Source organism: Arthrobacter sp. B055-34 (genome assembly GCF_059090425.1).
The window spans coordinates 120,143-136,823 of sequence record NZ_JBNHFQ010000007.1 but is presented as its reverse complement, the minus strand read 5'-3'; the positions used below and the strand labels follow the sequence as shown (position 1 = coordinate 136,823).

Sequence of the window (16,681 nt, the reverse complement as noted above, 5' to 3'; positions counted from 1 at the left end):
CCTGAGGGCGATTGTGACGGGCGCCGTCGGGGCCGGACGTATGCCATGGGTAGAATGGAATCAGGCTTTTGCGCCTTTTTTACCGCCAATCCCAGAAGGAAGCCCCGGAGAATATAGTGCTTGTTGTGCTCACCCTGCTCTTCGTGGTGGCCTTCATCGCGCCTTGGATCTTCAGGAAACTCGGTCGTTCAACCTTCTACATTCTGGCCGCCGTGCCGGCCGGTTGCTTCATCTGGCTGCTGGCCACTTTCGACCGGTACACGGGCTCGGACCAAACTGTACTCTCCGGCGGGCCCAATGCGCCGCCGTCGGTAATCATCCCGTGGATTCCCGAGCTAAGGCTCGAGCTGGCCTTCCGGATGGACACCTTGTCCGCCGTGCTGGCGATCCTTATTCTCGGTGTCGGCGCCCTGGTCCTCTTCTACTGCGCACGCTACTTTAAAGCCGATGATCCCAACATCGGTCCGTTCGGTGCGCAGCTGCTTGCCTTCGCCGGCGCCATGTTCGGCCTGGTCATCACCGATGACCTGCTCATGCTCTACGTCTTCTGGGAACTGACCACCATTCTGTCCTACCTGTTGATCGGGTACGCGCGGCACAGGTTGGCGGCGCGGCGTTCCGCCCTGCAGGCCCTGATTGTGACGACCTTCGGCGGCCTGACCATGCTCGTCGGCCTGATTGTGGTGGGGCAGACGGCGGGCACTTACCGCATTTCGGAAATCATGGCCGCAGCCCCGGAACTGATCCAGCACGGCATGTTGATCGACATCGCCATCCTGCTGATCCTGGTGGGCGCTATCAGCAAGTCGGCCCTGGTGCCGTTCCACTTCTGGCTGCCCGCCGCCATGGCCGCACCCACACCGGTCAGTGCCTATCTCCATGCCGCAGCCATGGTCAAGGCCGGCATTTACCTGGTGGCACGCTTCGCGCCGGGCTTCTCGGATACCCGGTACTGGGAAGGGACCGTGATGGTCCTGGGCCTGGCGACCATGCTGATCAGCGGCTGGCTGGCGCTCAAGCAGTTCGACCTGAAACTCATCCTGGCCTACGGCACGGTCAGCCAGCTGGGCTTCCTCATCATGGTGGTGGGGCTGGGCAGCCGCGACGGCGCGCTGGCAGGACTGGGACTGCTGCTGGCCCACGGCTTCTTCAAGGCGACGCTCTTCCTGGTCGTCGGCATCATTGACCATCAGTCCGGTACCCGCGACATCCGCCAGCTTTCGGGCATCTACCGCGCGGCGCCGGTCCTTTTTACCGTCTCGCTGATCGGTGCGGCCTCGATGGCAGGGTTACCGCCGCTGCTGGGCTTCGTGGCCAAGGAATCGGTTTACGAAACGTTCGTCCACCACGCTTCCGAAGGCGGCTGGACCGGCCCCGTCCTGCTGGCCGGCGTCGTCGTCGGTTCCATGCTGACCTTTGCCTACAGCGCACGGTTTGTCTGGGGCGGATTTGCCTACAAACGCAACGTGAAGAAGACGCCGTTCAAGCGCATTCCGGGAGCTTTTATCGCATCCCCGATGCTGCTGACGGCGGCCACCGTGGTGTTCGGTCTCTGGCCTGCCCCGCTCGACTCGATCATCGCCCCCTATGTTTCGCTGTTCCCCTCGGACGGCGAGCCCGACGGGCACCTGGCTCTGTGGCACGGCGTGACCCCGGCGCTCGGACTGACGGTACTGACGCTGGCCGTGGGCACACTGTTGTTCCTGTTCCGGAACCGGGTCACCGCATTCCAGGATCGTTTCTCCGGTGGGCTGACCGGTGAACGCGCCTACCGTGGGATCATCGGCGTGCTGGATGAGGTGGCCGTCTGGGTCACCGGCCGCACCCAGCGCGGTTCGCTGATTTTCTACCTCGTGGTCATCCTCAGCGTTTCGGTGATCACTCCGCTGAGTGCCGTGTTCCTGATGGACGCGCCCTGGCCTGACAGCTGGATCGCCTTCGACTCTCCCGCGCAGCTGATCGCGGGGCTGGGCATCATCGTGGCGGCCATTCTCGCCATCAGGGCCAACAAGAGGTTCATGGCCGTGCTGATGGTCGCTGTCGCCGGTTACGGCATCGCGCTGATCTTCGCGCTGCAGGGCGCGCCGGACCTGGCGCTGACGCAGATGCTCGTGGAGACCATTGTGCTGGTCGCCATTGTGCTGGCCCTGCGCTCCCTCCCGGCACGCCTCTGGCTGCGCACCCCCAGCAGTTTCAAATGGCTGCGGGCTGCGATCGGCGCAGCGTTCGGCCTGGCCATGGTGATCATAGCCATGACGTCCATGGCTGCGCGCACCCAACTGCCGGTCTCGTTGGAATACCCGCAGTTAGCGTACGACGGCGGCGGCGGAGCCAACGTTGTCAACGTCACCTTGGTGGATATCCGCGCGTGGGACACTTACGGTGAGCTCTCGGTGCTGGCAGTCGCTGCAACGGGTGTGGCCAGCCTGATCTTCGTCCGCAGCCGCGGAGACAAGCGTATGCGCGCCTCAACCGTCGCCACGGGATCCGTGGACCGTCTCACAGAACTGCCCGAGCACACCGGCCGGGATGCCGCCGCGCTGGTCACTGCCCGGCGATTCGCCACCTCGGCCAGAGATGCCTGGCTGGTTGCCGGACGGACTCTCGCCCCTGAGCGGCGCTCCATTATCTTCGAGGTCGTCACCAGACTGCTGTTCCATTCGTTGGTGATCTTCTCCATCTATCTGCTGCTGGCGGGACACAATCTGCCCGGCGGGGGCTTCGCCGGCGGACTGCTGGCGGGCATCGCCTTGGCGGTCAGGTACTTGGCGGGCGGCCGCGTGGAACTGGCCGAGGCCACGCCTGTCAGCGCCGGCTTCCTGCTAGGCGCCGGGCTGGGGATCGCTTCCTTGACAGCCATGGCGCCGCTGTTCCTGGGTGGCGAGGTTTTACAAAGCGCCATTATCCATTTCAGCCTGCCGGTGTTCGGTGACCATAAGTTCGTGACGTCAACGCTTTTCGATATCGGGGTCTACCTGGTGGTGGTGGGTCTGGTGCTCGATGTTCTGCGCAGTTTCGGTGCGGAAGTCGACGAGCGCAGCCAGGAGAAGGCACCAAAACCGGATGAGGGCGTGCCGCAGCCGGCACCGGACTCCATCGAGGAAGGAGTAGCACGATGACGGTGAACATCACGCTGCTCGTAGTCATGGGAGTTCTCGTGGCGGTGGGCGTCTATCTGATCCTTGAACGGAGCCTGACCCGGGTCATGCTCGGCCTGATGATGCTGGCCAACGGGGCCAACATCCTGCTGCTGACCACGGGTGGGGCCGCTGGCCTCGCGCCGCTATACGACGCCAATATTCCTGCCGGGGAATACAATGACCCGCTGCCGCAGGCCCTGATCCTGACCTCCATCGTGATTTCCTTCGCGGTGACCGCGTTCATGCTGGGCATCATCTACCGGTCCTGGGTGCTGGGCCGGCAGGACGAAGTGCAGGACGATATTGAAGACCGTCGCGTGGCCAACCAGCCCAGCTTCGACGCCGAAGACGATACCGCCATTCCCGTAGAGACGACCGAATTCGTCATGACGGCAGACGCCGATGAACGGCCGGCAGCACCGAAGACCAGAGTTCGGGGACAAGAATGAACGCCGCTAGCCTGGCCCCGCTGGCCGTTGTCCTTCCCTTCCTGGGCGCCGCTTTTGCGTTCATCCTGATCCGCCGGCCGGTTGCACAGCGGACCGTGGCCATTGGCACACTCGCCCTGACCCTGTCCGTCGAACTGCTCATGCTGTGGTCGGCCTGGACCCAAGGCGTACAGGCCGTGTTCCTTGGCGGCTGGGTGCCTCCGTTCGGGATTTCCCTGGTGGTGGACGAGCTTTCATCCCTGATGCTCGTGATCTCCTCGGCCGTGAGCCTGGCGGTGCTGGTCTACGCGTCCGGCCAGGGCATGGCAGACGGGGACGAGGACGGTCCCATCTCGATTTTCCATCCCACCTATCTGATCCTCGTGGCGGGGGTGTCCAACGCTTTCCTCACCGGGGACCTGTTCAACCTCTACGTAGGTTTCGAGATTCTGCTGACGGCCAGTTATGTCCTGATGACCATGGGTGGGACAGGGCCGCGTGTCCGGGCCGGCGTGACGTATGTGGTGGTCAGCGTTATTTCCTCGATGTTGTTCCTGCTATCCATTGCGATGATCTACGCGGCGACCGGCACCATCAACATGGCCGACCTGGCCGTGAAGCTGGGCGAACTGGATGATTCCACGCAAATGATTCTGCACCTAATGCTGGTGGTCGCGTTCGGCATCAAGGCCGCAGTGTTCCCGCTGTCCTTCTGGCTGCCCGACTCCTATCCCACCGCGCCCGCCCCGGTCACCGCAGTGTTCGCCGGCCTGCTGACCAAGGTGGGTGTCTACGCCTTGATCCGGACCGAGACGCTGCTCTTCCCGGGGGACCGCATCAACACCTTCCTGATGATCGTTGCGCTGCTGACCATGGTGGTCGGCATCCTCGGCGCACTGGCCCAGATCGACATCAAACGTATGCTCTCATTCACGCTGGTCAGCCACATCGGCTACATGGTTTTCGGCCTGGCGATGAGTTCCGTGGTGGGTCTGGGATCGACGATGTACTACGTGGCCCACCACATTACCGTCCAGACCAGCCTGTTCCTGGTGGCGGGTCTGATCGAACGCCGCGGCGGCACCTCCAACATGGACCGGCTGGGCGGGATGGCGAAACTCTCGCCGCTGCTGGCGATCCTGTACTTTGTGCCGGCCATGAACCTGGCGGGCATACCGCCCTTCTCTGGCTTCCTGGGCAAGCTCGGCCTGCTGCAGGGCGGCGTCGATCTGGCCACCCCGGTGTCGTACACGCTGGTCATCGGCAGTGTCGTCACCTCCCTGCTGACCCTGATGGCCATGGCCCGCGTCTGGAACAGGGCCTTCTGGCGGACTCCGGAGGACGCCGAGCACCCGGACCCAGTGCTGCTGGCCAGCAAGCCGGACGGTTCCACGCTGCGCACTTCCAAGTACGTGACGGACAAGCCCACCGGCCGGTTCTCCGGCAGGGGGACCATCCACCTGCTGCCCAAGAGCATGGTCGGGGCCACCATGGGCCTGGTGGCACTCGGGGTGGCACTGACCGTCTTCGCCGGCCCGCTGTTCCAGCTGAGCGACCAGGGCGCCCGGGCGATGCTTGAGCGCACCCCCTACATCGAGGCCGTTCTTGGCCCCGGCGCGGCGCAGGGGGTTGAGCAATGACCCGTTCCCGGATTCCGCTGCTCGTCGAAATACCGCTGCTGGTCTGGCTGGTCATCCTCTGGGGAGCCCTCTGGCAGGACTTCAGCGCCGGCAACCTGATTTTCGGACTGCTCATCGCCCTCGCCGTCGTCAATATCTTCTACCTGCCGCCGGTAGAACTGGCCGGACGGCTGAATCTGTGGGCGGCGGCCCTGTTCGTGGCATCGTTCCTGGTGAACGTGGCCAAGGCCAGCTTCGAGGTCTTCTGGATTGCTCTCACCCGTGGCCCGCGCACGATGAACGGGGTGGTGGCCGTCCAACTGCGCAGCCATTCGGACCTGCTGGTCACCGCCACCGGCCATACAATTTCGCTGATTCCCGGGAGCCTCGTGGTGGACGTGGACCGGTCCACGTCGACGCTGTACCTGCACGTGCTGGACATTCCGGACCCGGACAAGGCGGACCGGTTCCGCGAACAGGTCCGCAGGATCGAGGCCGGGCTGATCCGGGCCATCGGCAGTAAAGAGGAACTCGCGATGGTCAAAGCAGAGGCAGCAAACCGACGGAACGGAGGAACCAGTTGAACAGTCCATTCATGGAAGTTGTGCTGGTGATCGTCACTGTCGTCCTGGCCTTCTCCGCCGCCGTCGCAATCTCCCGCATTGTCAAAGGCCCCTCCATCCTGGACCGTGTGATCGCTATCGACGTTTTGCTGGCCATCGTATGCGCGGGCTTGATAGCGGACATGGCCGTCCGGAAGCATCAGGCCAACCTGACCTTGGTGATCATCATTTCTCTGATCGGCTTCATCGGTTCGGTCACGGTAGCCCGCTTCGTCATCGATAGGCGGACCCATGAACACTGATCTTGTGCTGGAAATTGTTGCCGGACTCTGCCTGGTCCTCGGGGCGCTGATGTCCCTGGCCGCCGCTATCGGGCTGCTCCGGTTTCCGGACCTGCTCTCGCGGATGCACGCAGGCACCAAGCCCCAGGTTTTCGGGCTGCTGCTGCTGCTCATCGGTCTGGCCCTCCAGCTCCGCAGCTGGGCAGCGGTGCCTGTGCTGATTATCGCCTGGCTGTTCCAGCTGCTGACGGTTCCGGTCTCGGCGCATATGGTAGGCCGTGCCGGCTACCGCACCAAGCACCTGCACCGGGAAACGCTGAGCGTGGACGACCTGGATGCCGTGGTCCAGAAAGCCGCGGCGGAAGAAGCCGAACGCCGGAAGGCGGATGCCGCGGAAGAGGCGGCCCTGGCTGCCGATCCCGAGTTGGCGGCAGAACTGGACGTCGGCGGGAACATTGAGGAAAAGTCTGTAGGAAAGCTGAAGGGCGCGCTGCGTATCAAGGAGCCAAAGGAAGCGGCGGCGAAGGCTTCCGCCAAACGCCGCCGCGAATCCTGAAACTTGCCCAAGGGCTAGACCATGTCCCGGGTCCGGTTGAAGCGGTTGACTGCCTGCATGGTTCCGCGCTGGGACAGCACGCGGATGATGGCGCTGACCGTACCGGAAATCGCGGCAAAAGCGAGGGTGGCGCGCAGGCTGTTTTCCATGTCGTCGTCATGCTTAGGGGAGTCCTCCCCGGTAACGGCCTTCCACAGGATGTCGATGAGCTTTGCGCCGGCCAGGCCAGCCGCAATGCTCACCAACGTACCCAGAAGTTTCAAAACCGTACTCATTTGCCACTGCCCTTCTTTGGAGAACGTCATCTGCCACCCAGCCTAGCGTTTTCCGGGTCGGCTGCCACCCGCCGTCGTCAGTAGTACACTGGAAGACGCTTGAAAAAGCACACATGACGACAGGGGAGCGTCCGTCACGGTAACCACGGCAAGCAGCCGTACCGGGTCGGGACGCTGAGAGTGCGGACAGCCGCAGACCCTCGAACCTGCTCCGGTTAGTACCGGCGAAGGGAGTCGAGATCTCAGGGTGTGCCCGGAAAAGCCGGGTTGCCCTCCCCTCCTGAACCCCAGGAGGATTTTCCATGAACACCGTTACACCTTCCGCGCACGCATCTGCGCGCAAACCCCGTTACACCTGGCGCGTTGTCGATATTGTGGTCGCGTCCGTGATCGGCGTGGCCATCGGGGTCATCTTCTGGGCCTGGTCCGCCGGCTATTCCGGCATTGCGGTGCTGACCGCGGCCTTCCCGCCGGCCGGCGGGCTCTACGCCGGCGGCTGGCTCACGGCCGGGGTCCTGGGCGGGCTGCTCATCCGCAAGCCCGGCGCGGCGATCTACTGCGAGGTCCTCGCGGCCGCGGTGTCGAGCCTGCTGGGCACGCAGTTCGGCCTCACAGTGCTTCTGTCCGGCCTGATCCAGGGCGTGGGGGCGGAACTGGTCTTCCTGCTCTTCCTCTACAAAAAGTTCAACCTCGGCGTGTCGCTGCTGGCCGGGTTGAGCGCCGGCCTGGCGCTGGCCATCGGCGAGAACTTTATGTGGAACGTGGAATGGGCAACCGACTGGAAGCTCTGGTACACGCTGTTCGCCGCCGTTTCCGGCGTGGTCATCGCCGGACTGCTGCCCTGGCTGGCGATGAGAGGACTGGCCAAGACGGGCGCGCTCTCGTCCTTTGCCGCCGGCCGGACTGCTGACGTATAGGCCATGGCAAACACTCAAAGTACGACGGCGGAGCGCGGCCGCCCGGCCGCTGTCACCGCCGAAAGATACGGCTGGCGCCATGCCGGCCGCAAGAATCCGGCGGTCAGCGACGTGAGCTTCGGGATTGAACCGGGGGAGCGCGTGCTTCTGCTCGGCGCCTCCGGTGCCGGCAAATCCACGCTGCTGCATGCCATTGCCGGGGTACTGGGCGACGACGGCGAAGGCGACGAAGCGGGCCGCCTGACCGTCGACGGCATGCACCCGGTCCAGTCCCGCGGCCGGACGGGACTGGTGCTCCAGGACCCGGAGTCCCAGGTGGTCATGGCGCGCGTGGGGGACGAGGTCGCCTTCGGCGCAGAGAACATGGCCCTGCCACGGGACGAAATCTGGGCGCGAGTGCGCGAAAGCCTCGCCGATGTGGGCCTCGAGGTCCCGCTGGACCATGCCACTACGGCGCTCTCCGGCGGGCAGAAACAGCGGCTTGCGCTGGCGTCGGTCCTGGCCATGCGGCCCGGTGTCCTGTTGCTGGACGAGCCCACGGCGAACCTTGACCCGGACGGGGTGCTGGAGGTCCGGGACGCGGTGGTCGGGGTGCTTGAGCGCACCGGCGCCACCCTGATTGTGGTGGAACACCGCGTGGCCGTCTGGGCGGACGTGGTGGACCGGGTCATCGTACTGGCTGCCGGCGGCGGAGTTCTCGCCGACGGTCCGCCGGGGGAGGTACTCAATGCCGCAGGTACCAGGGAACGCCTGATCGAAGCCGGTGTCTGGGTTCCCGGTTATACTCCTCAACTGCGCACGCCCGGGGCCACCAGCGGTGGCCACGGCAGCGGCGGCGGCCACAACACGCAGGGTACGGGCCTGCTCCGGGCAGCGGAGCTGTCCGTTGCCCGGACCCGGCGGGCCGGGCCGGTAGTCAATAAGGTCTCGCTGGAACTGGCGGCGGGCGAGGCGTTGAGCATTACGGGCCCCAACGGCGCCGGTAAGTCGACCTTGGCGCTGACCCTGGCCGGGCTGCTGACCCCCGCGGGCGGCAGGCTTGAGGCCGCACCGGAGCTCCGGCGGGGTGCGTCCGGCACCGTGCACAAGTGGAAATCTGCCGAGCTGGTCACCCGGATCGGCACCGTCTTCCAGGAACCCGAACACCAGTTCCTGACCCACCGGGTGATCGACGAACTCGAATTCGGTCCCCGGCGGGTCGCCCGGCTACCGGAGGACGAGGTGCGACGCCGCGTTGATGCCATTGCGGAGCGGCTGCGGCTGACCAAACTCCTGCAGGCCAATCCCTTTACCCTTTCGGGCGGGGAGAAGCGCAGGCTGTCCGTGGCGACTATGCTGGCCACCAGCCCTGACATCCTGGTGCTGGACGAACCGACGTTCGGGCAGGACGCGAACACCTGGGCCGAGCTGGTCTCGCTGCTCGGCGGCCTGATCGCCGAAGGCCACGCGGTGGTGTCCGTGACCCACGACGGCGACTTCACCGCTGCGCTCGACGGCCACGTCCTGCGCGTGGCCGAGGGAACGGCGCAGCTGCAGGCGCGGGCCGCGGGCGGGAGGGCGGCATGAGCCTGGACATCATGACCCCGCGGCTGACTGCCTCGCCCTTCACCCGTGCAAATCCGCTCTCGAAGCTTGCCGCCGTTGCCATGGTCACCGTGGTGGTGATGCTCAGCGTGGACTGGGTGAGCGCCGGCGTGGTGCTGGCTGCGGAACTGCTGCTGCTGCCCGTGCTGGGCATCAGCGCCTGGGCGTTATTCAGGCGTGGCTGGCCGCTGGTGGTGGCGGCCGCGGTCGGCGCCTACGGAACGGCGCTGCTGGCGGAGAAAACCGGCGCGGTGGTCTTCGAAGCGGGCCCGCTGCTGTTCACCGAGGATTCCATCAACTCCGGCGTCGCCATCGGGCTGCGGTCCCTGGCGGTGGCACTGCCCGGAATCTTCCTGCTGCTGACCACCGACCCCACGGATCTGGCCGATGCGCTGGCGCAGAAGCTGAAGATGCCGCACCGGTTTGTGCTCGGGGCCCTGGCCGGCCTCCGGCTGGTGGGTCTCCTGGTCGAGGAATGGCGGACCCTGGGACTGGCCCGCCGTGCCCGCGGAGTCGGCGCCGAGAACAAACCGCTGGCCAAATTCGCGGCGTTCCTCGGCCAAGCCTTCGGCCTCATCGTCCAGGCCATCCGGCGCGCCACCCGCCTGGCGGTGGCGATGGAGGCCCGCGGTTTCGGCGGGGCGCAACGCACCTGGGCGCGGGAATCGACGTTCAGCAGGGTGGATATCTGGGTCTTCCTGGGCGGTGCCCTGGTCTCGGCGGCGGCCGTTACCGCCGCCGTCTCCGCCGGGACCTGGAACTTCATCTTCGGCTAACCCGGGCTCCTCCGCGATCCACTGGTCAGCTGCGGCCCTTTTCAGCTCTGGGAAGGGCCGCAGCTGTCTCCTCGATTGCGGCTGGGCGCAACAAGGCGCGGGCCTTCGTCGACTCCCTGGATCTACGGGCCAGTCAGTGCCCGGTCCAGGTCCTTGAGCAGGTCCTCGGTGGCTTCCAGCCCCACGGACAGCCGGACAAAACCGTCGCCGAGCCCGATCGCGGCCCGTCCGTCCGGTCCCATCGCGCGGTGCGTGGTGGTGGCCGGATGGGTGATCAGGGACTTGGCGTCACCGAGGTTGTTCGAGATATCCACGGTGGTCAGCGAGTTCAGCAGCCGGAACGCGGCGGCCTTGGCATCCGAACCGTTCGCAGCGCCCGGCTCAAGTTCAAACGTGACCACGGTTCCGCCGCCGCTCATCTGGCGGCGCGCCAGTTCGTACTGCGGATGCGACTCGAGGAACGGGTAGACCACGCGCCGCACCGCCGGCTGTGTCTGCAGCCAGCGGGCGATCTCCAGGGCGGATGCGGTGGCATAGTTTACGCGCAGGGACATCGTCTCCAGCCCCTTGAGCAGCGTCCAGGCGTTGAACGGGCTCAGCGCGGGACCGGTGTGGCGCATCAGCTGCTTGACCGGGCCGTTGATGAAATCCGCGCAGCCCAGCACGGCGCCGCCAAGAACGCGGCCCTGCCCGTCCATGTGTTTGGTACCCGAATAAACAACGACGTCGGCACCAAGTTCCGTTGCCTGCTGCAGCAGCGGGGTGGCGAAGACATTGTCCACCACCACCTGCGCCCCGGCGGCGTGCGCCAGGTCCACCACCGCACGGATGTCCACCAGCTCCTGCAGCGGGTTGGACGGCGACTCGAAGAAGACCGCAGCGGCAGGGGTGGCGAGGGCCTGCTCCCACTGGGCGAGGTCATGCCCGTCGACGAAGACCGTCTCCACGCCCCAGCGCGGCAGGATCTCGTTGAGAATGACAAAGCAGGAACCGAACAGGCTCCGCGCCGCAACCACCCGGTCACCGGCGGCGAGCAGGGCGCCCAAGGCGGTGAAGACGGCGCTCATGCCGCTGGCCGTGGCGAAGCAGGCCTCGGCGCCCTCGAGCAGCCGGAGCCGTTCCTGGAAGGCGGCGACCGTGGGGTTGCCGTAGCGGGAGTAGACGAAGCGCTCCACCTCGCCGTTGAAGGAGGCTTCGGCTGCCTCGGCGGAATCAAAAACGTAGCCGGACGTCAGGAACAAGGCTTCTGAGGTTTCCTGGAAGCCCGTGCGGTCAAGGCCGCCGCGGACCGCCCTCGTCTGCGGGTCCCAGCCGGCGCGCAGTTCCGCCAGGTCCGGCCCCGGGCCGGCAGACTGCGGGGGCGCCACCGGCTAGCCCCTCTTCCAGGGCAGATCGCTCTGCTGCCAGCCGCCGGCGGCCTCGAAGCCGCCCAGCACGTTGTACGCGGTATGCCCGGCGGCGGTGGCGCTGATAGCGGCATCGATGGAGCGCCGCCCCGAACGGCAGATCAGCAACAGCTCCTTGCCGCGCAGCGACTGCAGTTCGTTGAGGAACGCGGCATTGCGGCTGCCGTCAATCCGGTTCCACTCGATGAAGCGCGCGGGAGCACCGTCGTCGTTCGTCACGGGCACACCCACCTGCTGCCATTCGGTCTCGGTGCGGACGTCCACGAGGACGGCACCGCCGCGCAGCTTCTCCACGGCTTCTTCCACGGTGAGGTCTCCGGCGTAGCTCATGCGCTGTGTCCCTTCAGCACCACGGCCTGGGCGGCGATGACGCGTTCGCCGTCGAAGGCAATCGAGGGGTTGCCGTAGAGTTCGTAGCCCTCCGCCAACGCCGCGCTGACCCGGGCGCAGAAGGACCTGTCGTCCGGCCCGGTCAGCAACCGGTAGGGCAGGGGGCTGCCCGCCGCATTGTCAACGGGGGACTGGACGGGTTGTTCCAACGGGGGCATGGGGTACTCCTGATCACGCTTGCAAATGAACCTAATGAACACTGCCGAGTAGTCACCTGAGGCACCCCGCCGTGAAGAGGGTTGCCGGCCAGCACAGTCAGGGCTTGACGCTGGACCTCGTTACTCTGCTCAAGAAAGTAGCACGGCGCCGTCCCCGGCACCCAAGCCGGGGCGCCGCCGTCGTCATCATTGGTAACCGTTACGTAGGTTTACGACGACGGAAGGCCGCAGCCCTCGCCGCCGCAGGAAGCGCTGGGCTACTCCCGGCTGCCCTTGGCCAGCAGCGCCGTCAGTTCCTCCGTCATCTCGTGCGACACCGGGATGGCCTGGCCGTCGATGGACTTGACCGGTGCCAGCAGCCGGATGCTGGAGACCAGCCACACCGCGTCGGCCGCCAGCAGATGGTGCGGTTCCAGCGGCCCATAGCCCAGCTGCCAGCCGGCATCCGCGGCCGCGTTGAACAGGGCGCCCTGGGAGGTGCCGGGCAGGATGCCGTTTTCGAGCAGCGGCGTGGTGAGCTTCCGGACGCCGTCGCGCACGGTCGCCATCAGCACGGTAGAGGTGGGGCCCTCCAGCACCAGGCCGTCGGTGGAGGTGAAGATGACGTCGTCCGCGCCGTTGGCCTTGGCATAGCGCAGGGCGGCCATGTTCACGGCGTAGGAGAGGGTCTTGGCGCCCAGCAACAGCCACGGCGCGCGCTCGGCGATGTTGCTGTCGTAGCCGCGGTCCAGCAGCAGCACGTCGAGGCCCTCCTGCCGCTGGTCCCTGCCGGTGGAGCCGGGAAGCGAGGCCTGCACCCACGCGGTGGGGCGGCCCGCGCCCTCCTCGCCGCGCGTGACCAGCAGTTTGAGCACCAGTTCTTCGACGGGAGCATGTTCGGCGACGGCGGTGGCGATGGCCCGCTCCCAGGCATCGGCCGGCGGGATGTCCAGGTCCATGATGCGGGCCGAGGACGCGAGCCGGTCCAGGTGCGCCTGCACCTTGCGGGGAACACCGTCCACCGCCAGGAGGGATTCGAAAATGCCGTCGCCGCGGGTGGCGCCCAGATCGGTCGCCATCAGCTGCGGCTTTGTGGCGTCGGCGATGCGCCCGTTCTCCAGGGCAGGGTCGAGAAACACCAAAACAGTCATGGGATCAGCATAGATTGCCGCGCGGGCACATTAGGCTGTACAAGGACAGCGCCGTGGACCGGCGGGAAAGGGAGGAGTTCGCTGCCGTGTTGTGGTCGCTTGCGGGTCTGGGCACGTTCCCGGACTGGGTTGTCGTGGTGGCTTCGATACTGGACATGGGAATCCGGATCGCTGCGCTGGGCATTGTGCCGGGCAACCGCCGCCCCACCACCGCCATGGCCTGGCTGCTGGCCATCTTCTTCATTCCGCTGGTCGGCCTGGCCCTGTTCTTCATGTTCGGCAGTTTCCGGCTTTCGGACCGCCGGATCGCCAAACAGACCGAGATTAACCGGAAGGTCTGGGCAGCCACGCAGGACATGGAAGAACCGCGCAGCGAACGCGATGCCCCCGCCTGGGTCCATTCGGCCGCCGAACTGAACCGCTCGCTCGGCTCTTTCCCGATGGTGGACAGCAACCACGTGGAGCTCTATCCGGACTACGAGGGTTCCATCGCCGCGATGGCCGCCGCCGTCCGCAAGGCGGAGGAATTCGTCAACATCCAGTTCTACATCATGGCCAAGGACGAGGTCACCGACGAGCTCTTCGTGGCCCTGCAGGAGGCCGCGGCCCGCGGTGTCCGGGTCCGCCTGCTCTTCGACCACCTCGGCACCATGCGGATCAAGGGCTACCGGAAGTTCCGGCGCTGGCTGCAGGTCAGCGGGATCGAGTGGCAACGCATGCTCCCGCTGCTGCCCGTGCGGGGCCAATGGCGCCGTATCGATCTGCGCAACCACCGCAAAATCCTCGTGGTGGACGGACGGGTGGCCTTCACCGGGTCGCAGAACCTGATCGAGCCCGGCTACCACCGCGCCTCCAGCGAGCGGACTGGACGGCAGTGGGTGGAGCTGATGGCCCGCTATGAAGGTCCCATCGTCACCGCGCTCAACGTGGTGTTCGCTACCGACTGGTCCAGCGAAACGGACGACACCCTCGGCAGCGAGCTGTTCACGCCGGCACCGGTCCGCGAGCCGGGCCCCACGACGTGCCAGGTGGTTCCCAGCGGCCCGGGCTTCGCCACCGAGAACAACCTGCGCTTGTTCAACACGTTGATCTATGCGGCAGTGGAGCGGTTGTCCATCTGCAGCCCGTACTTCGTGCCGGATGATTCGCTGCTCTATGCGATTACGACGGCGGCGCAGCGCGGTGTCGACGTCGAACTTTTCGTCTCGGAACAGGGGGATCAGTTCCTGGTCCACCATGCCCAGCGTTCCTATTACCAGGCCCTGCTGGAAGCCGGTGTGCGCATCTACCTGTATCCGAAGCCGCTGGTGCTGCACGCGAAGCACTTCACCGTGGACGACGAGGTCGGCGTCCTGGGTTCCAGCAATATGGACATGCGCTCCTTCTCGTTGAACCTGGAAGTGTCGGTCATGCATCTCGGCGGCGACATCGTCGGCAAGATGCGCGAAATCCAGCAAAGCTACCGCGAGGTTTCCCGGGAGATCACCCTGGACGAGTGGGGCCAGCGCACCCGGTGGGAACGCTACGTCGACAACGTTGCCCGCCTGACCGCGACCCTCCAATAGCTCCCATCATGCTGTAGCCGGACGAGATGCTCAGATCGCGGCCCCGATTTTACCGACGACGGCGCCGCTGACCAGCCTGCTGACGCCCGGTACCTTGATCAGCCGCATCGAGAGCCGCCGCATCAGCAGGGCGCGGCGGTCTGCTGGAATGAACCACTTGGCGGCGGACACCCCGGCCTTCTGCTGCTCGGCGACGTGCGGGCGCCACCGTGCCTCGAAGGCGGCGAGGGCATCCGGCACCTGGTCATGTTTGGCCAGTTCGTCGGCGAGCACGTAGGCGCCGGCCATGCCCAACGACGCGCCTTGGCCGGCCAGCAGCGAGACTGCCGCGGCGGCATCTCCCAGCAGGACTACCCTGCCGCGGTGCCAGCGGGGCATCCGGATCTGCGCCACCTGGTCGTAGTAGAAGGATTCGGGACAATGCTCCAACGCCAGCGGACACAGCCAGCCCAGGGACCTGTAGCGCTCGCGGAATTCCTGCTGGATATCGCACGGGCGCTGTTGCTTGTCGGTGCGGTGGACGCCCAGCGCCGAAATACTGCCGTCCCGCAGCCGGTAGAAGAACATGGCCTCACTGCAGGTGTCCGTAATGACGTACCGGTTGGCCAGAATGTCCTTTACCCGGTTGTCGCGGAAGGAATATGCGCCGACGTGGAACCCCAGGAGTTTGAAGTAGTCGGACTCGGGCCCGAAGACCATGCCGCGGATGTCCGAGTGGATCCCATCGGCCCCGATCAGCAGGTCGGCGGTGAGTCGCCGGCCGTCCGAGAGTTCCACGTCCACCTTCCCGCCGGACACGGCCGCTGCGGCGGACGGGTCATGGATCGAGCTGATCGTGGTGGAATAGAGCAGTTCCACCGAGTCCGGCAGCACTTCGCGGATGGCCTGTTCCAGATCGGGGCGCAGTATGCTGCGCAGCCGGTCGCCGACCACCTTGGTGAAGCTCTCATAGCCCAGATGGGCCGTGCTTCGGCCGCGGGCGTCCACGTAGTCGATCCGGTTGACGTCGTATCCCAGTTCACGGATTCTGCCGATAACGCCCATGTGGGTTGCCGCCTGCCATCCGGAGCCGAAGAAATCGATCATGTAGCCTTCTGGCCGCGGCTCGGCCGACCGTTCCACGAGGGTGACATCCCAGCCTTTGGCGCTGAGGAAATTGGCGGCGGACAAACCGGTGATGCCGGCACCGCAGATAATGGCTTTCATCGTGTAGTTCCTTCTTTTGCGGCAGTGGGGCCCAAGGTCCTGCGCAGTACCGGGAACGCGACGCCGGCAGTGAGCCCGGGGTCAAGCGCCCGGTGCAGCATCAGCCCATCGACCGCAGCGGCCAGAACGGCGGCCGTTGCGTCGGCATCGCCGTCGAAACCCACTCGCTCCAGCCAGCGGGCCGTGCGGGTGCGGAAATCCAGGAGCACGTGCGCCAGCTCGCCCCGCAGCACCCCGCCGCGCGCTGCCGCCAGGAATGTTTCGACGAACAGCAGATTGACGGGTTCGTCCGGCGCGAACTCGTCCAGCGCGGCGAGGAACATGCGCAGTCCTTCGTCAAGACCGATGCCGGACTCCAGCTGGCGGCTCGGATATTCAAGCGCCTCACGAACGGCGCCCACGGCCGCTTCGGCGAGCAGGGCTTCCAGGGAATCGAAATGGTAGTGGATAATGCCGGGCCGCACGCCGGCGTGCCCGGCGAGAGTCCGGGCCGTGACCGCGGACCAGCCCAGCTGCGGGATCAAAACGACGGCGGACTCCAGCATCCGGTCCCGGGTCCGGGCGCCCTTGGCCGTTTTCGCATGGTGGGTTATCATAGCAGTGACCTCGAATCTTTTGGACGTCCGTCCAAATCCTTCGATTTCCGGTCTACCACGCACCCCTGTCCAAAAAACAGCCCTGCAGGAG

16 protein-coding genes, 1 pseudogene and 2 riboswitches are annotated in these 16,681 nt (G+C 65.9%); of the genes and pseudogenes, 10 read left to right on the top strand and 7 right to left on the bottom strand.

Annotated elements, in window-relative coordinates; translation table 11 throughout:
* Positions 1 to 116: 116 nt before the first annotated feature.
* From AC5RWO_RS14585 to mnhG, 6 genes and pseudogenes are all read left to right on the top strand, one after another.
* Entirely contained in the window at positions 117 to 3,119 is a 3,003-nt protein-coding gene (locus AC5RWO_RS14585) for a Na+/H+ antiporter subunit A (protein ID WP_498732144.1), read from the top strand.
* Positions 3,116 to 3,589: a Na(+)/H(+) antiporter subunit C gene (locus AC5RWO_RS14580; protein ID WP_498732143.1), complete on the top strand. Its 474-nt coding sequence runs from the start codon at positions 3,116 to 3,118 to the stop codon at positions 3,587 to 3,589. The genes AC5RWO_RS14585 and AC5RWO_RS14580 overlap by 4 nt, the downstream gene beginning before the upstream one ends.
* Complete coding sequence (locus AC5RWO_RS14575; RefSeq protein WP_498732141.1) at positions 3,586 to 5,208, top strand: Na+/H+ antiporter subunit D; 1,623 nt, start codon at positions 3,586 to 3,588, stop codon at positions 5,206 to 5,208. Before AC5RWO_RS14580 ends, AC5RWO_RS14575 begins: the two co-directional genes overlap by 4 nt.
* Positions 5,205 to 5,771, top strand: coding sequence for a Na+/H+ antiporter subunit E (locus tag AC5RWO_RS14570; protein WP_498732139.1), 567 nt, complete (start codon positions 5,205 to 5,207; stop codon positions 5,769 to 5,771). Before AC5RWO_RS14575 ends, AC5RWO_RS14570 begins: the two co-directional genes overlap by 4 nt.
* 11 nt (positions 5,772 to 5,782) lie before the next feature.
* Positions 5,783 to 6,052, top strand: coding sequence for an MrpF/PhaF family protein (locus AC5RWO_RS14565; RefSeq protein ID WP_074703262.1), 270 nt, complete (start codon positions 5,783 to 5,785; stop codon positions 6,050 to 6,052).
* Positions 6,042 to 6,419: pseudogene (gene mnhG / locus AC5RWO_RS14560) on the top strand (monovalent cation/H(+) antiporter subunit G); the annotation flags it as partial. The gene AC5RWO_RS14565 and the pseudogene mnhG, both read left to right, overlap by 11 nt.
* A 182-nt stretch (positions 6,420 to 6,601) precedes the next feature.
* Here mnhG and AC5RWO_RS14555 read toward each other — a convergent pair.
* Positions 6,602 to 6,862, bottom strand: a complete 261-nt coding sequence (locus AC5RWO_RS14555; RefSeq protein ID WP_139004505.1) for a DUF4235 domain-containing protein — start codon at positions 6,860 to 6,862, stop codon at positions 6,602 to 6,604.
* Positions 6,863 to 6,973: 111 nt separating this feature from the next.
* Positions 6,974 to 7,112: riboswitch (TPP riboswitch) on the top strand.
* 52 nt (positions 7,113 to 7,164) lie between these two features.
* Between AC5RWO_RS14555 and AC5RWO_RS14550 the strand changes: the two genes are divergently transcribed.
* From AC5RWO_RS14550 to AC5RWO_RS14540, 3 genes are read left to right on the top strand one after another with little or no spacing between them, the layout of a single operon-like run.
* Positions 7,165 to 7,779 carry an ECF transporter S component gene (locus AC5RWO_RS14550; RefSeq protein ID WP_498732138.1) on the top strand — a complete coding sequence of 205 codons (615 nt, stop codon included), beginning with the start codon at positions 7,165 to 7,167 and terminating at the stop codon, positions 7,777 to 7,779.
* Positions 7,780 to 7,782: 3 nt separating this feature from the next.
* Positions 7,783 to 9,345 carry an ABC transporter ATP-binding protein gene (locus AC5RWO_RS14545; protein WP_498732137.1) on the top strand — a complete coding sequence of 521 codons (1,563 nt, stop codon included), beginning with the start codon at positions 7,783 to 7,785 and terminating at the stop codon, positions 9,343 to 9,345.
* On the top strand, positions 9,342 to 10,139 hold the full coding sequence (locus AC5RWO_RS14540; protein WP_498732136.1) for an energy-coupling factor transporter transmembrane component T family protein: 798 nt from the start codon (positions 9,342 to 9,344) through the stop codon (positions 10,137 to 10,139). The genes AC5RWO_RS14545 and AC5RWO_RS14540 overlap by 4 nt, the downstream gene beginning before the upstream one ends.
* A gap of 122 nt (positions 10,140 to 10,261) precedes the next feature.
* Here AC5RWO_RS14540 and AC5RWO_RS14535 read toward each other — a convergent pair whose 3' ends face one another.
* The 4 genes from AC5RWO_RS14535 to AC5RWO_RS14520 form a co-directional block, all read right to left on the bottom strand.
* Positions 10,262 to 11,506, bottom strand: a complete 1,245-nt coding sequence (locus AC5RWO_RS14535) for an O-succinylhomoserine sulfhydrylase (RefSeq protein WP_498732134.1) — start codon at positions 11,504 to 11,506, stop codon at positions 10,262 to 10,264.
* Between the two features lie 3 nt (positions 11,507 to 11,509).
* Positions 11,510 to 11,875 (bottom strand): rhodanese-like domain-containing protein, encoded by a 366-nt coding sequence (locus tag AC5RWO_RS14530; protein WP_498732133.1) that lies wholly within the window; start codon positions 11,873 to 11,875, stop codon positions 11,510 to 11,512.
* Positions 11,872 to 12,093 (bottom strand): DUF1737 domain-containing protein, encoded by a 222-nt coding sequence (locus AC5RWO_RS14525; RefSeq protein ID WP_498732131.1) that lies wholly within the window; start codon positions 12,091 to 12,093, stop codon positions 11,872 to 11,874. Before AC5RWO_RS14525 ends, AC5RWO_RS14530 begins: the two co-directional genes overlap by 4 nt.
* Before the next feature lie 10 nt (positions 12,094 to 12,103).
* A riboswitch (SAM riboswitch) is annotated at positions 12,104 to 12,218 on the bottom strand.
* 132 nt (positions 12,219 to 12,350) lie between these two features.
* The gene (locus AC5RWO_RS14520) at positions 12,351 to 13,223 is read right to left on the bottom strand and encodes an aminodeoxychorismate lyase (RefSeq protein WP_498732130.1); all 873 of its coding nucleotides are present in this window, start codon (positions 13,221 to 13,223) and stop codon (positions 12,351 to 12,353) included.
* Positions 13,224 to 13,378: 155 nt separating this feature from the next.
* Here AC5RWO_RS14520 and cls point away from each other — a divergent pair, with 155 nt between their 5' ends.
* Positions 13,379 to 14,788, top strand: coding sequence for a cardiolipin synthase (cls, locus tag AC5RWO_RS14515; RefSeq protein ID WP_498732333.1), 1,410 nt, complete (start codon positions 13,379 to 13,381; stop codon positions 14,786 to 14,788).
* 30 nt (positions 14,789 to 14,818) lie between these two features.
* Here cls and AC5RWO_RS14510 read toward each other — a convergent pair whose 3' ends face one another.
* Both AC5RWO_RS14510 and AC5RWO_RS14505 read right to left on the bottom strand, forming a co-directional pair.
* Entirely contained in the window at positions 14,819 to 15,994 is a 1,176-nt protein-coding gene (locus AC5RWO_RS14510; protein WP_498732128.1) for an FAD-dependent oxidoreductase, read from the bottom strand.
* Positions 15,991 to 16,590: a TetR/AcrR family transcriptional regulator gene (locus AC5RWO_RS14505; protein ID WP_498732127.1), complete on the bottom strand. Its 600-nt coding sequence runs from the start codon at positions 16,588 to 16,590 to the stop codon at positions 15,991 to 15,993. The genes AC5RWO_RS14510 and AC5RWO_RS14505 overlap by 4 nt, the downstream gene beginning before the upstream one ends.
* Positions 16,591 to 16,681 lie beyond the last annotated feature (91 nt).